This is a genomic window from Halomonas sp. BDJS001 (assembly GCF_026104355.1).
Lineage (GTDB): Bacteria > Pseudomonadota > Gammaproteobacteria > Pseudomonadales > Halomonadaceae > Vreelandella.
In genome coordinates this window covers 1,888,188-1,902,826 of record NZ_CP110535.1, presented here as the reverse complement: position 1 = coordinate 1,902,826, position 14,639 = coordinate 1,888,188, and the positions used below count along the sequence as shown (strand labels likewise).

Genomic DNA, 14,639 nt, shown 5'->3' with positions numbered 1-14,639 from the left:
TGAACGTTATTAGCATTGTGGCTGCAAAGCAAAAAAGCCGCCCTGGGAAAGGACGGCTTTTAAGGTGGGTGGCTAGCACCCCACCCTGGTTCGATGCATCGACGCAGCCCTTACTGGTGGGCGTTCACGTAATCGATAGCTTCTTGAACCGTGGTGATCTTCTCAGCTTCTTCATCAGGAATTTCAGTATCGAATTCCTCTTCCAAAGCCATAACCAGCTCAACGGTGTCGAGCGAATCAGCACCCAAGTCTTCTGTAAAAGAAGAGCTGTTTTGGATGTCTTCTTCTTTAACGTTCAGGCGCTCTGCTACAACTTTCTTCACGCGCTCTTCAATAGTACTCATTAACCTACTCCAGTCGTTCACATTAGCCGTTTTTGATAACCAGCTATTTGGAAACCGCAAGCCAAAAGCTGCGGGGTAGTTTATAGACGCCCTTGGGTCGACGCAACCGCCAGGCCCAAGGCCATCAACGCATATTCATGCCGCCATTCACGTGAAGCGTCTCGCCAGTAATATAACCGGCTGCATCACTGGTCAAAAAGCCCACCGCTGCGGCGATCTCTTCCGGTGCCCCTAAACGGGCCAACGGAATTTGTTTAAGCAACATCTCATGCTGTGCTTCGGGTAGTGCTTCGGTCATATCAGTCGCAATAAAGCCTGGCGCCACTGCGTTAACCGTGATCGCACGGGAGGAGACCTCACGTGCCAGTGCTCGGCTGAAACCTTCCATACCGGCCTTGGCTGCAGCATAGTTAGTTTGACCCAAGTTGCCCATGGTTGCCACCACAGAACTGATTGACACAATACGCCCAAAACGCGCCTTGGTCATGCCCCGTAAACACGCCTTGCTAACACGATAGACAGATTTCAAGTTGGTATCCATAACGGAGTCCCACTCATCCTCTTTCATTCGCATTAGCAAATTGTCACGGGTGATACCGGCATTGTTAACCAGAATAGTCGGCGCTCCAAAGCGCTCGGTAATGGTTTTCAACACGCTATCGATGCTGATCTGGTCGGTCACATTAAGACACAGACCGGCCCCTTCAATGCCGTGCTCTTTCAAATCGGCATCAATTTTCTCAGCACCTGACTCGCTGGTCGCAGTACCGATGACAATGCGGCCCTGGCGACCTAGCTCGTGCGCAATGGCCTGCCCAATACCGCGACTCGCTCCTGTTACCAGAGCAACTCTACTCTCTTGTGTCATAACGTTCTGCCTCTAACCGTATAATCAAGCAAGGATAGCGAAAGTCACCTCTCCTTGGTCACGCCTTATCAGCCAACGTTTCACGCGCCAGCTCAAGCGCAGCCTCCAGGCTGTCGGGATCATTCACCGCTAATCCTTTACTACCCTTCACGATACGCTTATTGAGGCCAGTCAACACCTTTCCTGGCCCGCACTCAATAAATACCTCCACGCCTTGCTCTGCCATTGCTTCAACACAGGCGCTCCAGCGCACCGGCAGATAGAGCTGTTCGACGAGGCGTCGACTCAATGTCGCGGTGTCGGTATGGGCCTGAGCATCGACATTTTGGATCACCGTGTAGCGCGGCGCCCGCAGTTCAATGGTTTGTATCGCCTCAGCCAGCCGCTCAGCCGCTGGACGCATTAGCGCGCAGTGCGAAGGCACGGAAACAGGCAATGCCATGGCGCGCCTGGCCCCGGCCTCTTGGCAAGCCACAATAGCCCGCTCAACGGCCACTTTCGAGCCCGCTATCACCACTTGTCCTGGGGAGTTGTAGTTGACCGCTGACACAACGTCACCCTGGGCAGCCTTTTCGCAGGCGGCTTCAACCGCATCGTCTGCTAACCCCAGGATTGCTGCCATGCCGCCTTCGCCAGCGGGCACCGCGGTCTGCATGGCTTCTCCACGCAAACGCACTAAATTGACACCTTCGGCAAAGCTAATAACACCAGCACACACCATAGCACTGTATTCGCCTAGACTATGGCCCGCCATAACCGTCGGACGAGGGCCTTCCAGCTCTTGCCACACGCGCCAAATAGCAACACTTGCAGAGAGCAGCGCAGGCTGGGTGCAAGCGGTTGCATTAAGCGATTCCTCGGGGCCTTCCTGGACGACTTTCCACAAATCGTAGCCCAAAGCATCCGACGCTTCCTCAAATGTCGTTCCCACCACACTGTAGCGCTCGGCAAGCTCTCGCAGCATTCCAAGCTGCTGAGAGCCCTGCCCGGGAAAAATGAGGGCAAGGGGTTGAGACATGTCGTTCACCTTTGCTCTTGTAGGCATTTGCTCATATGAGCGATAGGCGAGATTATTGGCACATCCTGATGCCACCTAATAAACCCGCAAAAAAAGTCAATATTTATTATCTGATCATGGCTGGCCTGCGCCATCATTTGCACTCGACAGTGCTTGGGATGACGGCTGCCAGCGACCTGCGATCCGCGCAGGTAAATTATGCTCTACTTCCTGCAGAGCGCGCCGGATAGCGTAGTAGAAACCATCGGCATGAGCACTGCCGTGACTTTTCACCACGATACCGCGCAACCCTAACAAGCTGGCCCCGTTGTAACGTACGGGATCGAGCTCTTGCTTCAAACGCTTTAACACAGGTTTGGCCAGTAGGCTTGCCAAACGCCCGCTAAGACGCGACTCAAAAGCCATCTGCACGCGCTCAACCAGCATACTCGTCAAACCTTCGCTGGCCTTCAGGACAGCATTGCCCACAAAGCCATCACACACCACCACATCAAGCTGACCTTTAAACAGGTCGCCACCTTCAGCATAGCCCTGATAGTCGAAAGCACTATCATTGGCATACTCACGCAGCAGACGATCAGCTTCACGCACGCTAACGCTTCCCTTGGTGGCTTCTGCACCAACATTGAGTAACGCCACACGCGGCACCGCCGTGCCATCAACGCATTGCGCCATCGCCGCCCCCATCTGCGCGAAATCGACCAAACGGTGGGCAGGAGAATCCACATTGGCGCCCAGATCCAGTAGATAACAGCGACGCCCTTGGCGTGCAGGAATCGCGGTACTGATCGCCGGTCGAGAAATCCCCTCGACCATACCCAGCTCGCGCCTTGCCAAGGCAACAAGCGCCGCCGTATTGCCCGCGCTCACACCCGCCACGGCTTCGCCCTGGGCGACACAGCGCAGCATGCGCGCCATACTGGTCGCTTGGCCTCTGCGCAACGCCCAGGCAGCCGTTGCCCCAGGCAACACACTATCGGGCGAATCACGCACCACCAAACGTGACGCTGCCGCAGCCAGAGGCTGCGGCAAGCGCGAAAGCTCAGCAGTAATCTGCTGACGCGGGCCAAACAGAATCAGTTCTAGGCTGGGGTGTTCTACCACTGCCCTAGCTGAGCCGGCGATAATCGCATGAGGGCCTTGGTCACTCCCCATTACATCAATCGCTAAGCGCATACCGCACTGAGCCCGTTTAGCCGCTTAATAATGCAATTGAAGCTTTATACCTCAACCACTTTGCGACCGCGGTAGAAACCGTCTGGTGAAACGTGGTGACGCAGGTGAGTGGTACCGGTTTCTTTGTCCTGGGACAGCGTCGGAGCGGTCAGCGCATCGTGGCTACGACGCATGCCGCGCTTGGAACGAGTTTTACGGTTCTGTTGAACTGCCATGGGTGTTTACTCCAAGGTATTAAGGTAAAGGGTGCTTATTTTTTGCCTTTCAAGACATTTAGCACCGCGAAAGGGTTCGTCGCTGGCGCTGTTTCCGACGCCGCGCCTTCTGTTTTGCTGACCAGCTGCTCCGCCGAGACATGACATTCGGCTTCATCGTGATAAACCACCTGAGGCAGACTGAGAATCAACTCATCCTCAATCACCGTCAGAAGATCCAACTGTTCCTTTTCCACCAGCACCGGTTCATGACTGGCAGGCAACTCGGCCGCTAAGGCTTCGTCAGTGACCATTCCAAGCAGAAAGTCACTGCTTACCTCTTGAGACAGCGGCACCAGGCAGCGTCGGCAGGCAAGCGCCAACGTCGCTTGCAAGTGGCCACGAATTTCACGACGACCTTGAGCATCGACGCCAAACTCGAGCACGACATGACAGTCGCCGGTTTGGACACCCGCTTCTTCGGCAAGGCGCGGCAGCTTATCAAGCGCTACCAAGCCTTCGATTCGTTCGTGGCGGGCTGCGAGCTTATAAGGCTCCACCCGACTGGGGAGTTGTGAGGTCAACATAGGCGCGCAATGATAGGCACTCCCCCTGCCGGTGTCAAAGCTGTCAGTATATTTTTCATGGCTTCCTCAACAAATAACCCGCATAGATCTCAAAAAAAGCCAACATAGGCAGCTTTAGCCGCTTTCGCTACACTCTGTTATTGCTTTCAATGTCCACTGCTGCCAATGCAATGCTTTGATGTTGCCCTAGCGCAACCACATAGCCAGGAGCCAAACCTTGCCCTCATCATCCATGACCGAACCATCGAACACTCAGAGCGCAATGGCTCAGCCATCAGCCCAGTCATCAACGACGGAGCTGGTGCTAGCCTCAAGCTCACGCTGGCGGCGTGAGCTTTTGGATCGCCTGCAACTCCCCTACCAGTGCCACTCACCCGACATTGATGAAACACCTCATCCCGGCGAAACACCTCGCGCACTGGTACACCGCCTCGCGCTCAGCAAAGCCTACGCTGTGGCAGCCCACTTCCCTCACCACTACGTTATAGGTTCTGATCAGGTGGCGGTATTTGAAGGCGACATTCTTGGCAAACCCCACACAGCCGAGAAAGCTTGCGCTAACCTTGCTCGCTTCTCTGGCCAGCGTGTCACCTTTTTAACCGGATTAGCGCTACTGGATACTCGCCACCAGCGCCATCAGGTTCATATTGAGCCTTTCGAGGTCGTGTTTCGGACTCTTAGCACCCAAGAGATCGAAACTTATGTCGCCAAAGAGCAGCCACTGGATAGCGCTGGCAGTTTTCGCATGGAAGGCCTCGGCATTGCCCTGTTTGAAAAACTGGAAGGCCGCGACCCCAATGCACTGATTGGGCTACCGCTGATCGCGCTCTGCGACATGCTGCGCCAAGCGGGGCTGGATCCGCTTGGCCAGCCCTAGCCAGCGGTACGCTAATCAGCACCTCCACGGCTAAGATTGGCGCTTAGAAACGCAGCGGGGTGTTAGGCGCTTTAATGCCTAGCACCTCAGCAGCAACCTGGGTAAAACGCCGCGTAAAGCGCTCGAAAGGGTCGAGGCTGGGGGTGTAGTCTACCCAATCGGTGTTCCCCACCTGCTCGCGCGACAGCTGTTCGAGGTTACCCAACTGATCGACCAGCCCTAGCTCGATGCTCTGCTCACCCCCCCAGATCAAACCGGAAAAAATGTCCGAGCTATCACTGAGCCTGTCACCGCGCCCCGCGCGGACGTCATCGATGAACTGGCGATGGGTTTGGCTCAGCACTTCCTGCCAAAACGTTTCTGCCTCATCATCCATGGGCTGGAAGGGGTCTAAAAAGGCTTTGTTCTCCCCTGCCGTGAGCACGCGACGCTCAACACCAATACGCGCTATCGCCTCTTCAAAGCCAAAGCCTGCATAGATCACCCCAATAGAGCCCACCAGACTCACCGGTGATGCCACAATTTCATCTGCCGCGGCGGCAATGTAATAAGCGCCGCTGGCACCTATATCCTCAATCACCGCGATTATCGGTTTGTCACCCTGCTCACGCAGGCGCATGATTTCCGCATAGATACGCTGAGACTGCACTGGGCTACCGCCTGGGCTATTAATGTGCAGCACCACGGCAGCCGCGCTTTCCGCCTCCCAAGCACGATTTAACCCCTGGATGATGCGCTCTGCATTGGCGGGCGAATCGCTCGCAATCACCCCATTCACCTCAACAATGCCCAAGTGGCGTTGCGTGGGCGCGGTGACACTGGGCGAATCCCAGTAAAGGCTATAAAGGATGGCAGACAGTCCAGCTAGCACAACAGCGAGAAACATCAGGCGGAAAAACAGCTTCCAGCGGCGGGTACGCCGCTGCTCGGCCAAGACACCGCCTATCCAGTGATCCATCATTTCCAACTGTGCGAGTCGCTGGCGTTCGCGCAAAGTGTCAGCATCGTCGCCCGGCGCGCCTGACGCCTGCTTCGACCCTGCACCGGGCGGAACCTCCGGCCCCTCAGTCCAAGGATCCTCTTTAAACTCGCTGGACGGGCCACTATTAACAGAGCCGGTGCGGCGATCGCCATTGGCCGGGTTGTCATGTCCGTCGCCTAGACCATCGTGGCGGGTTGGGTCGTCACTCATAAAATGTCCTTATAACCGATCAAAAAGCTCATCGACGCTGTGGGCGATCCACTTGGGGCGGCTTAATGCCAGGCGCTCCGGCGTATGCACGCCGTAGCTTACACCCACCCGATCCATTCCCATCGCCCTAGCCATTTCCAAGTCATACTCAGTATCTCCGACCATTACCGCCCGTTCGACCGGCACAGAGAGCTCTGTCAGCAGCTCTGAAAGCATCTGCGGGTGCGGCTTGGAACGGGTCTCATCTGCCGTGCGGCTGGCATGAAACCAAGCGCCGCTGCCGGTCGCTGCAAAAACACGGTCAAGCCCGCGACGGCTTTTACCCGTCGCCACCGCTAAACGCTGCTGATTACGTCCGCGCAAATGGGCGATATGCGCCTCTACGCCGCTAAAAAAAGCCATCGGAGTAGCATCTGCCTGCACAAAGTGATGCGCGTAACGTTCGCGAAGTCGCTCAGCCTGGGCAGGCAAAATGCCTGGGCAAAGCTGTGCAATCGCCTCGGGCAGCCCCAGGCCGATAATATCCTCCACCTCGGGCGCTGAAAGTGCGCCCCACTCGGCCTCCAGAGCAGCCGCCTGCATGCAGGACACAATGCGCGGCACCGAGTCCATCAAGGTGCCATCCCAATCAAATATAATTAACTCATACTGCATGACAGCTCCTTGGTGAAAGGCACGTTAGTGAAAAGCAAATTAGCGCAAGGCGGATTATTGGCGGGCGCGTTTAAGCGCTTCTTCCAGGGCTTCTGGCAACGGTGCTTTAACGGTTACCGGGCGACCATTAGTGGGCTCAGGAAAGGTCAATGCCCGCGCGTGCAGAAACAGGCGCCCCAACCCCAACTGCTTGGTGAGCAGGCCGCTCTCCCGGGTAGCATACTTGTCGTCGCCTAGCAGCGCGTGGCCCGCATGGGCGGCGTGTACGCGTATCTGGTGGGTACGCCCGGTCACCGGCTCAGCCTCTATCAGGGTTACTTTTTCGAAGGTTTCGACCACCGAAAAATGGGTGCGCGACACCTTACCGTTGGGATCCACCCTTACCCGCCGCTCACCATTGCCCGCATCAAAGCGGTCTAGCCGAGCACTCTCATAGGTTTTCCGCGCAGGCCAACGTCCGCTCACCAAGGCCAAGTAGCGCTTATCCATACCGTGCTTTTTAAGCGACTCGTTAAGCGTCACCAGCGCATCGCGGGACTTGGCCAGCAGCAAACAACCGGACGTATCGCGATCCAAGCGGTGAACCAGCTCCAGAAAGCTTAAATCATCGCGTACCTGGCGCAGCGCTTCTATTAAACCAATTTTAACCCCGCTACCGCCATGCACCGCCAAACCAGAGGGTTTGTTAAGCACCATCCAATCGGGGCCTTCCATAATAACGCTGCCCACCAGCAGGTCGCGCAAATTATCACTGACTTCTTTCACCGCTTCCTGTGGTGCCAACCGCAGCGGCGGAACGCGTACCAAGTCCCCCGCCTGCAAACGGTAATCGACCTTCACACGTTTTTTGTTAACACGCACTTCGCCCTTACGCACGATGCGGTAGATAAGTGCGCGTGGAGCTCCTTTAAGCCGCGTCATAAGAAAATTATCAATTCGCTGCCCTGCTTGCTCCGGGGCGATATCCACCCACTGCACTTCACGCCCTTCGGACATTACCGCTTACTCCTTGTGATCCTGTGACATCGGCTTAAAAACGGCATTCTAACGTAGACCCAAGGGCATTGCGTCAATTGCTGGTCGTAGCCTTTACTGTTATATTCGAAATCGTTCACCAGCTAAGCGCAGAAAGCTGTCTTGTCTAGCGCTAGTGACTAGCTGTTCGATAGCTAATTGAATAATTTTGTTAGCAGAGAGCATCACCGCTGAGCTTGGTTAAGCGCCTGCCCGACTAACACGCAGGCCTGAACGCAAAAACGGCACCAGTGTACGCATTGCCCGTTTTTCCAGTATTAAAACTGATCTTAAAAATGCAGTAACGCTGCCGCCCGTTTTTTATGCCGGCAGATGAAAATAAGCCTAGCCCTCAACGGCAGGCAGTAACGAAACAACGCCACGTCCTGAGCAGCCTCGCTTTATTCGTCACAAAGCGCTGACTGACTCCGGGCGAAAAGTTCAACGCTGTGCCGGTGGCCGGCGTTGGTGAATCGATGAATGCCAGGTGTTGGCGGTGTCAGCAGGGCCGGATGGACGTGACAGCCACCGGAACACGTCCTGCCTCCGCCACGTACTCAACGCCCTATAGGCCGGGTTGGCGATGACGCCTTCCCGGCTTGACGCGTCAGCATTGCAATGCGCCGAGCACAAGCACGCAGCACCCAGCGATTCGCCTACGTCACCCAATAGGCAGTTCGCCGGTACGCAACGCTATGCGAGACACTATGAAACGGATGCTTATTAATGCGACCCAGCCCGAAGAGCTGCGCGTCGCTTTAGTTGATGGACAACGCCTCTACGATCTGGATATCGAATCCGGCGCGCGAGAACAGAAAAAAGCCAACATCTATCGCGGTAAAATCACCCGCGTAGAGCCCTCGCTTGAAGCTGCCTTCGTCGATTACGGCGCTGACCGCCACGGTTTTTTGCCGCTCAAAGAGATCTCTAAAGAGTACTTTGTGAAAGATGTCTCTGGACGTCCAAGCATTAAAGAAGTGCTCAAAGAGGGCCAAGAGGTCATCGTTCAGGTCGATAAGGAAGAGCGTGGCAATAAAGGCGCCGCGTTGACAACCTTTGTTAGTCTGGCGGGTCGCTTTTTGGTGCTAATGCCCAACAATCCTCGGGCTGGCGGTATTTCTCGCCGTATCGAAGGCGACGAGCGCAGCCAGCTCAAAGATGCCATGGGTCAGCTGACCGTACCGGATAAAATGGGCCTGATCGTGCGCACTGCGGGCATCGGCCGCAACCCGGAAGAGCTCCAGTGGGACTTGGATTACCTGGTTCAGGTGTGGGAATCGATCACCACCGAAGCCGCCAAGCGCCCTGCCCCGTTTTTGATCTACCGGGAATCCAACGTCATCATTCGCGCCATGCGCGACTACCTGCGCCAGGACATCGGCGAAGTCTTGATCGACAGCCCCGAGATTCACGCCGAGGCACTGGGCTTTATTCGCCAGGTGATGCCGTCGTATCAGCAGAAGATCAAGCTCTACGCGGATGAAGTACCGCTATTTTCACGCTTCCAGATCGAATCGCAAATCGAAACCGCCTACCAGCGTGAAGTGAAGCTTCCCTCCGGTGGCTCGATCGTGATCGATCACACCGAAGCACTGGTCTCCATCGATATCAACTCCGCCCGTGCCACCCGCGGCAGCGATATTGAAGAGACAGCACTACAGACTAACTCTGAAGCCGCCGATGAGATCGCCCGCCAGCTACGCCTGCGGGATATCGGCGGCTTAGTTGTTATCGACTTTATCGATATGGGCCCTGCGCGCAACCAGCGGGAAGTTGAAAACCGCATGCGTGATGCCCTCAAGCTGGATCGCGCCCGGGTTCAGATCGGCCGTATTTCGCGCTTTGGTCTGATGGAAATGTCCCGCCAGCGCCTGCGCCCTTCACTGGGTGAAACCAGCGGCGTGGTCTGCCCGCGCTGTAATGGCCAGGGCACCATTCGCGATGTGCGTTCGCTCTCCCTGTCTATCATGCGCCTGATTGAAGAAGAGGCCATGAAAGAGAATAGCGCGCAAATTCGCGCCATCCTGCCGGTACCCGTGGCGACTTACCTGCTCAATGAAAAACGCAGCGTGCTGGCTGATCTTGAGTCTCGCCAGAATGTGCGTGTCGTCCTGCTGCCCAACCCGGATATGGATACGCCTCACTACGACGTACAACGCCTGCGTGATGATCACCTGGACGAGGACGACACTCAGAGCCTATCGAGCTTTGAGCTCTCCACCGATACCGAAGTAGGCAAAGAGCCGGCACCCAGCTTCATGCCACCCGCTCAACGGGCCGAAGCTGCCGTCAAGAGCGTCACCCATAACGCCCCTGCACCTGCATCACTGCAAACGGAAGAGAAGGCGCCTGTTGCTGCCCCGGTGGCCAAGGCAGCACCGGTAGCTAGCGAGCAGCCTAGCGTTATCGGTCGCTTTATCCGTGGTTTCGCAAAACTGCTGGGTAGCGACGAAAGCAGTGCTGAGACCAACCCTGAGCCCAAAGTTGAGACCCCTACGCCACGCAAGCAGAGCGAGCGTAGACCCTCTCAGCGCAGCAACGAGTCGCGGCAGAGGCCTTCACGCGGCGATAGCAACGCCCGCCCTGAGCCAAAAGCAGAACAAAGCGCTGAGCAAAAAACCGAGCAGCGCAGTAGCGCGCCGCGCCCTGCCAGTGACGATAATGGCGATAAGCGCAGCGGCCCTAGCCGCACCCGCAACCGTCGTCGTCACCCCCAGCAGGAGGATGCGAACGGTCAAGAGACCGCTAACAAAGCGCCGCGTAAAGAGACTAAAGCCGACAGCTCGTCTAAAGAGAGCGGCAGTGGCAAAAGCGCAGCCCAGAAAGAGTCACGTCGGGATAACAGTGGTGACAAAAATCGCGATACTCAGCGCGATGACGCGGCCAAAAGCTCAGAGGCTAAAACCCCAGAAGCGAAGCAGGACGACGGCAAGCCAAAGCGTACCCGCAACAACCCGCGTAACCGCACGCGCACCAAGGCGATCAACCCCCAGGCTGAAGCGGAGCAGTTAAAGCTGCAGGCCGAGGCAGAAAATGAAGCGCCAGCTGCAACGCCAGAGCCAGAGCCGGCCAACGCCCCCGCGGCAGAAGAGCAGGTGGGTAAAGCAGCAACAGATGACGCACCGATTGCATTAGGATCGGACGCGGGGAATACCGCTGAGACAGAAGCGGCAGCAGCCGATGCGCCTGAGCCCAACGCCGAGCAAGCGGAAGATGCAACGACCGCCGACCAGCCTGCGGCAGTGAACGCCAAAGCGCGTAAATCGACGCACCAGCGCCGTCAGCCAAAAGCGGCTTCTCCGGCTGAGCAAACGTCAACTGCCAGCACCGTTGAGCAGGATGACTCCATTGCCAAGCCAAGCGAACCGGAGGCCACCGCCAGCGAAGAGCAATCAGCACCCTCGGAGGTGTCCGTAGCAACAGCCAAGGCGAACGCAGAGCCAGTTGAAAGTGACGAAACCGACGATAGTCAGCAGCTCAGTGCGGGGGAGCAGGCAGCGCCTGAAGCCGTCGAGCCGCCTGCGGCCAACGCCGTTGATCCAGCGGCAACTATCGAAGAGGCCGCCTCCCCTGCGCCTTTCAATAGCACGGATGCAGAGCAAAGCAGCGACGAGCATCAGCCCGAAGCATTAGCGAAGGCTCAGGAAACCAGCCAGGAAGCAGCAACGCCCAGCGCTGTTGAACCTGCTGCCCCTGCGGTTGAAGAGCCCTCTAGCAGCGAATCGACACAAGACGCAGCAGAGAAAGGTGACGAGCCAAAGAGCGCTGAAGCAAAGAGTGTTGAAGAGAGCGGCGTTGAACCGGATAGCGCTGAAACTAGCACTGAAAAAAGTAGCGACGAGCCAGCAGACACTGACCACACTGTGGCAGAATCCCCTGCGACTGAAGCCCCTGTAACTCAAGCAGACGCTCAGCCCGTTCCGCCGGTCGCCAGTGAAGCGCCAAGTGAAGATGCCGCAGGCGAAGAAACGCCTAAACCGCGTCGTCGTCGCTCCCGGGCTCACAACGATCCGCGCGAGAAGCGTAAACAGGCACAACAAGACACCCGCTCGGAATAGATCGGCCGCGTGTTGTAGTAACAAAAATCCCCGCTCCGGCGGGGATTTTTACGTTATAGTCATCGTCGACTGAAGGTTAACTAATGAGGGTTAATCAGCCGTGGCTCGGGCTCTAGCCGCATTCCAAAACGGGTCTCAACCTGATCAGCGATATAGTCGGCTGTTTTCATTAAGCCCTGACGGTTGCCACCACCAAAGTGCACCAAAACCAACGCTTGATGCTGGTGCACGCCAAAGGCGCCATCGCGCATCCCTTTCAAACCACACTGATCAATTAACCAGCCCGCCGCCAGTTTTGTTTGCCCTCCCTCCTGAGGGAAATGGGGCATAGCAGGATACTGCTGCAACAACTGCGCTGCCTGCGCATAAGGCACCAAGGGGTTTTTGAAGAAGCTCCCCGCATTGGCCAGTTCATGGGGGTCAGGCAACTTCTCGCGCCTAATGGCACATACCGCTTCGGCTACCGCCAGCGGTGTGGGAGGGCTTGCTAAACGTGCGGCGAGATCGCCATACTCTAGCCGGGGTGCTGGCATGCGTGACAAACGCAAGACTAGCTGAGTAATCACAATGCTACCTGCCAACTCGCCTTTAAAAATACTTTCACGGTAACCAAAAGCGCACTCTTGCGCGCTTAGCCAATTCACCCGCCCGGTGGCTAGCTCCATGACCTGCACCGCCTGGAGTGTATCGGCCAGTTCAACGCCGTAGGCACCAATGTTCTGCACCGGTGCAGCACCGCAACTGCCGGGGATGAGCGCTAGATTTTCAATGCCCCACAGGCCGCGTGCGGCAGTCTCCATCACCAGCGTATGCCAATTAACCCCCGCCCCGACATAAGCAAGCACATGCCCTTGACGCTGATTGAGCCAGTACTGTTGCAAATCAGGCCGCACCACCACACCTGGTAGTGCTTCAGGAAGCAGAACATTGCTGCCGCCCCCTAGCAGCGTGACGGGCCACTCCTCTCGGCGTGCCTCGGCTAGCGTTTGGCGTAGTGCTGTTAATGTCGTTGGCGCCGCGAAGCGCTCTGCCTGGCAGGGGAGCCTAAGCGTATTAGCGGCGGACAAATCCACATTGCTGAGAATCTTCATCTGTGCAGCCACACCCTTAGCCCCATTACAGCTCTCGCTTAAGGTGTCGAATCAGCCCTTCTGAGGCAGCTTCAATCATATCGAGAGCCTGCTCAAATCCCTCATCACCGCCAAAATAGGGGTCTGGGACTTCAGCACCGGGGGTACCAGCAAAATCTAAAAACAGCCCAACTTGCGCCCGGCTATTGGCAGGCTTCAGCTCGCGCATGGCGCGTAAATTGTCCTGATCCATGCCGAGCACATAGTCGAATTGGGTAAAATCGTGCTCGCTTAGTTGGCGGGCACGCAGGTCGCTTATATCGATACCGCGCAGTAGTGCTGCCTGCTGCGCGCGGGCGTCTGGCGCTTTGCCGATATGCCAACTGCCAACGCCGCAGGAGTCTATTTCGACCACATCGGCCAACCCTGCTCGCTCAAGAGCACGACGAAAAACACCTTCGGCGGTGGGTGAGCGGCAAATATTGCCTAAACATACAAATAGTACTTTCACGATAGCTCCTTAAAAGCTGAGCTGCTCCAGCAGCGCCCGAACCTGCTCTGTGTCAACAGCGCCTGAATCCGCGCTATGTTAACAACGCCCGTACCCGCGCTAGATCCTCAGCGGTATCGACACCGGCAGGGTTTACTTCGCAGGCCAATGCCACTTGAATCAAGTGGCCATTCTGCAGCGCACGTAGCTGTTCAAGCTGTTCAAGCTGCTCAAGGCTTGAGGCGGGCCAATCGCGGTAGGCGGCTAGAAAACCGGCGCGGTAGGCATACAGACCGATATGGCGCAGCCAGGCATCGGTTGCCAACAGGGTGGGCGGTGTTGTGAACTGCTCACGATCCCAGGGGATCGGCGCCCGTGAGAAATAGAGCGCGCGGCCTTGCAGCGTACGCACTACCTTGACCACGTTGGGATTAAACAGCGTGTCGACGTCGTTGATAGGCTCCGCGAGCGTGGCGATGGAAGCTTCGGGGTCGTCGGCCAAGCGCAGCGCCACCTGGTCGATCAGCGCCGGGGGAATCAGCGGCTCGTCGCCCTGCACATTCACCAGCAGCGCCTCCTCCACCAACGCCAACTTATAAGCCACCTCGGCTAAACGGTCGGTGCCCGAGGGGTGATCGTCGCGGGTCATAATCACCTCGGCGCCGTAGGGCAGCATGGCATCACGAATGCGGCTGTCGTCCGTCGCTACGACGACTCGACTGGCGTGGCTTTGGCAAGCCCGCCGCCATACGTGAGCAACCATTGGCTCCCCGGCAATCTCAAGCAGCGGCTTGCCGGGTAACCGGGTGGAGCCGTAGCGTGCGGGCACCACTACCGTAAAGTCGGGAAAAGCCATTAAGCGCCTCCTGAATGCCCTGGAGAGCTTCCCGGCGTGCGGCCAGGAGAATTCGGCAGCTTTTCATCGGCATCCATGGCACGGGCCTCTTCAGGCAGCATCACCGGAATACCCTCCTGGATTGGGTAGGCCAAACCATCGTAGTGGCAGCGCAGTTCTTGCGCTTCGCGATCATACTTCAGCTTACCGTTACATAACGGGCAGACCAGCATCGCCAGCAGTTCCTTATCCATGCGCGTAT

15 protein-coding genes are annotated in these 14,639 nt (G+C 57.0%); 2 read left to right on the top strand and 13 right to left on the bottom strand.

What is annotated here, in order from left to right; translation table 11 throughout:
- Positions 1-110 precede the first annotated feature (110 nt).
- The 6 genes from acpP to OM794_RS08595 form a co-directional block, all read right to left on the bottom strand.
- Positions 111-344: an acyl carrier protein gene (acpP, locus tag OM794_RS08620; protein WP_008956801.1), complete on the bottom strand. Its 234-nt coding sequence runs from the start codon at positions 342-344 to the stop codon at positions 111-113.
- 124 nt (positions 345-468) lie between these two features.
- On the bottom strand, positions 469-1,212 hold the full coding sequence (gene fabG / locus OM794_RS08615; protein WP_226249815.1) for a 3-oxoacyl-ACP reductase FabG: 744 nt from the start codon (positions 1,210-1,212) through the stop codon (positions 469-471).
- A 58-nt stretch (positions 1,213-1,270) separates the two neighbouring features.
- Positions 1,271-2,230 carry an ACP S-malonyltransferase gene (gene fabD, locus OM794_RS08610; protein ID WP_226249814.1) on the bottom strand — a complete coding sequence of 320 codons (960 nt, stop codon included), beginning with the start codon at positions 2,228-2,230 and terminating at the stop codon, positions 1,271-1,273.
- 114 nt (positions 2,231-2,344) lie between these two features.
- The gene (gene plsX / locus OM794_RS08605; protein ID WP_226249813.1) at positions 2,345-3,406 is read right to left on the bottom strand and encodes a phosphate acyltransferase PlsX; all 1,062 of its coding nucleotides are present in this window, start codon (positions 3,404-3,406) and stop codon (positions 2,345-2,347) included.
- Positions 3,407-3,450: 44 nt separating this feature from the next.
- Complete coding sequence (rpmF, locus tag OM794_RS08600; RefSeq protein ID WP_007114757.1) at positions 3,451-3,621, bottom strand: 50S ribosomal protein L32; 171 nt, start codon at positions 3,619-3,621, stop codon at positions 3,451-3,453.
- A gap of 35 nt (positions 3,622-3,656) precedes the next feature.
- Positions 3,657-4,187, bottom strand: a complete 531-nt coding sequence (locus OM794_RS08595) for a YceD family protein (RefSeq protein ID WP_226249812.1) — start codon at positions 4,185-4,187, stop codon at positions 3,657-3,659.
- A gap of 262 nt (positions 4,188-4,449) precedes the next feature.
- On the opposite strand from OM794_RS08595, the gene OM794_RS08590 reads away from it, so the two are divergent.
- Positions 4,450-5,064 (top strand): Maf family protein, encoded by a 615-nt coding sequence (locus OM794_RS08590; RefSeq protein ID WP_226249837.1) that lies wholly within the window; start codon positions 4,450-4,452, stop codon positions 5,062-5,064.
- A gap of 43 nt (positions 5,065-5,107) precedes the next feature.
- Here the strand turns inward: OM794_RS08590 and sppA are convergent, their stop codons facing one another.
- From sppA to OM794_RS08575, 3 genes are read right to left on the bottom strand one after another with little or no spacing between them, the layout of a single operon-like run.
- Positions 5,108-6,256 carry a signal peptide peptidase SppA gene (gene sppA / locus OM794_RS08585; RefSeq protein WP_226249811.1) on the bottom strand — a complete coding sequence of 383 codons (1,149 nt, stop codon included), beginning with the start codon at positions 6,254-6,256 and terminating at the stop codon, positions 5,108-5,110.
- Positions 6,257-6,265: 9 nt separating this feature from the next.
- A complete protein-coding gene (locus OM794_RS08580; RefSeq protein ID WP_226249810.1) occupies positions 6,266-6,910 on the bottom strand; it encodes an HAD family hydrolase in 645 nt (214 codons plus the stop codon).
- Positions 6,911-6,964: 54 nt separating this feature from the next.
- Positions 6,965-7,906, bottom strand: a complete 942-nt coding sequence (locus tag OM794_RS08575; RefSeq protein WP_226249809.1) for an RluA family pseudouridine synthase — start codon at positions 7,904-7,906, stop codon at positions 6,965-6,967.
- Between the two features lie 725 nt (positions 7,907-8,631).
- Between OM794_RS08575 and rne the strand changes: the two genes are divergently transcribed.
- Positions 8,632-11,982, top strand: a complete 3,351-nt coding sequence (rne, locus tag OM794_RS08570; protein WP_226249808.1) for a ribonuclease E — start codon at positions 8,632-8,634, stop codon at positions 11,980-11,982.
- An 80-nt stretch (positions 11,983-12,062) separates the two neighbouring features.
- Here rne and murB read toward each other — a convergent pair whose 3' ends face one another.
- From murB to OM794_RS08550, 4 genes are all read right to left on the bottom strand, one after another.
- Positions 12,063-13,073 (bottom strand): UDP-N-acetylmuramate dehydrogenase, encoded by a 1,011-nt coding sequence (gene murB / locus OM794_RS08565; protein ID WP_226249807.1) that lies wholly within the window; start codon positions 13,071-13,073, stop codon positions 12,063-12,065.
- A gap of 25 nt (positions 13,074-13,098) precedes the next feature.
- A complete protein-coding gene (locus OM794_RS08560) occupies positions 13,099-13,563 on the bottom strand; it encodes a low molecular weight protein-tyrosine-phosphatase (RefSeq protein WP_211593540.1) in 465 nt (154 codons plus the stop codon).
- A 73-nt stretch (positions 13,564-13,636) separates the two neighbouring features.
- Positions 13,637-14,398 (bottom strand): 3-deoxy-manno-octulosonate cytidylyltransferase, encoded by a 762-nt coding sequence (kdsB, locus tag OM794_RS08555; protein WP_226249806.1) that lies wholly within the window; start codon positions 14,396-14,398, stop codon positions 13,637-13,639.
- Positions 14,398-14,631: a Trm112 family protein gene (locus OM794_RS08550; protein ID WP_088698620.1), complete on the bottom strand. Its 234-nt coding sequence runs from the start codon at positions 14,629-14,631 to the stop codon at positions 14,398-14,400. Before OM794_RS08550 ends, kdsB begins: the two co-directional genes overlap by 1 nt.
- Between the last annotated feature and the right edge of the window lie 8 nt (positions 14,632-14,639).

What these genes read in the sequence shown, in the direction of transcription:
- acpP (WP_008956801.1), bottom strand. Translation starts at nt 344, where the DNA reads ATGAGTACTATTGAAGAGCGCGTGAAGAAAGTTGTAGCAGAGCGCCTG.
- fabG (WP_226249815.1), bottom strand. Translation starts at nt 1,212, where the DNA reads ATGACACAAGAGAGTAGAGTTGCTCTGGTAACAGGAGCGAGTCGCGGT.
- fabD (WP_226249814.1), bottom strand. Translation starts at nt 2,230, where the DNA reads ATGTCTCAACCCCTTGCCCTCATTTTTCCCGGGCAGGGCTCTCAGCAG.
- plsX (WP_226249813.1), bottom strand. Translation starts at nt 3,406, where the DNA reads ATGCGCTTAGCGATTGATGTAATGGGGAGTGACCAAGGCCCTCATGCG.
- rpmF (WP_007114757.1), bottom strand. Translation starts at nt 3,621, where the DNA reads ATGGCAGTTCAACAGAACCGTAAAACTCGTTCCAAGCGCGGCATGCGT.
- OM794_RS08595 (WP_226249812.1), bottom strand. Translation starts at nt 4,187, where the DNA reads ATGTTGACCTCACAACTCCCCAGTCGGGTGGAGCCTTATAAGCTCGCA.
- OM794_RS08590 (WP_226249837.1), top strand. Translation starts at nt 4,450, where the DNA reads ATGGCTCAGCCATCAGCCCAGTCATCAACGACGGAGCTGGTGCTAGCC.
- sppA (WP_226249811.1), bottom strand. Translation starts at nt 6,256, where the DNA reads ATGAGTGACGACCCAACCCGCCACGATGGTCTAGGCGACGGACATGAC.
- OM794_RS08580 (WP_226249810.1), bottom strand. Translation starts at nt 6,910, where the DNA reads ATGCAGTATGAGTTAATTATATTTGATTGGGATGGCACCTTGATGGAC.
- OM794_RS08575 (WP_226249809.1), bottom strand. Translation starts at nt 7,906, where the DNA reads ATGTCCGAAGGGCGTGAAGTGCAGTGGGTGGATATCGCCCCGGAGCAA.
- rne (WP_226249808.1), top strand. Translation starts at nt 8,632, where the DNA reads ATGAAACGGATGCTTATTAATGCGACCCAGCCCGAAGAGCTGCGCGTC.
- murB (WP_226249807.1), bottom strand. Translation starts at nt 13,073, where the DNA reads ATGAAGATTCTCAGCAATGTGGATTTGTCCGCCGCTAATACGCTTAGG.
- kdsB (WP_226249806.1), bottom strand. Translation starts at nt 14,398, where the DNA reads ATGGCTTTTCCCGACTTTACGGTAGTGGTGCCCGCACGCTACGGCTCC.
- OM794_RS08550 (WP_088698620.1), bottom strand. Translation starts at nt 14,631, where the DNA reads ATGGATAAGGAACTGCTGGCGATGCTGGTCTGCCCGTTATGTAACGGT.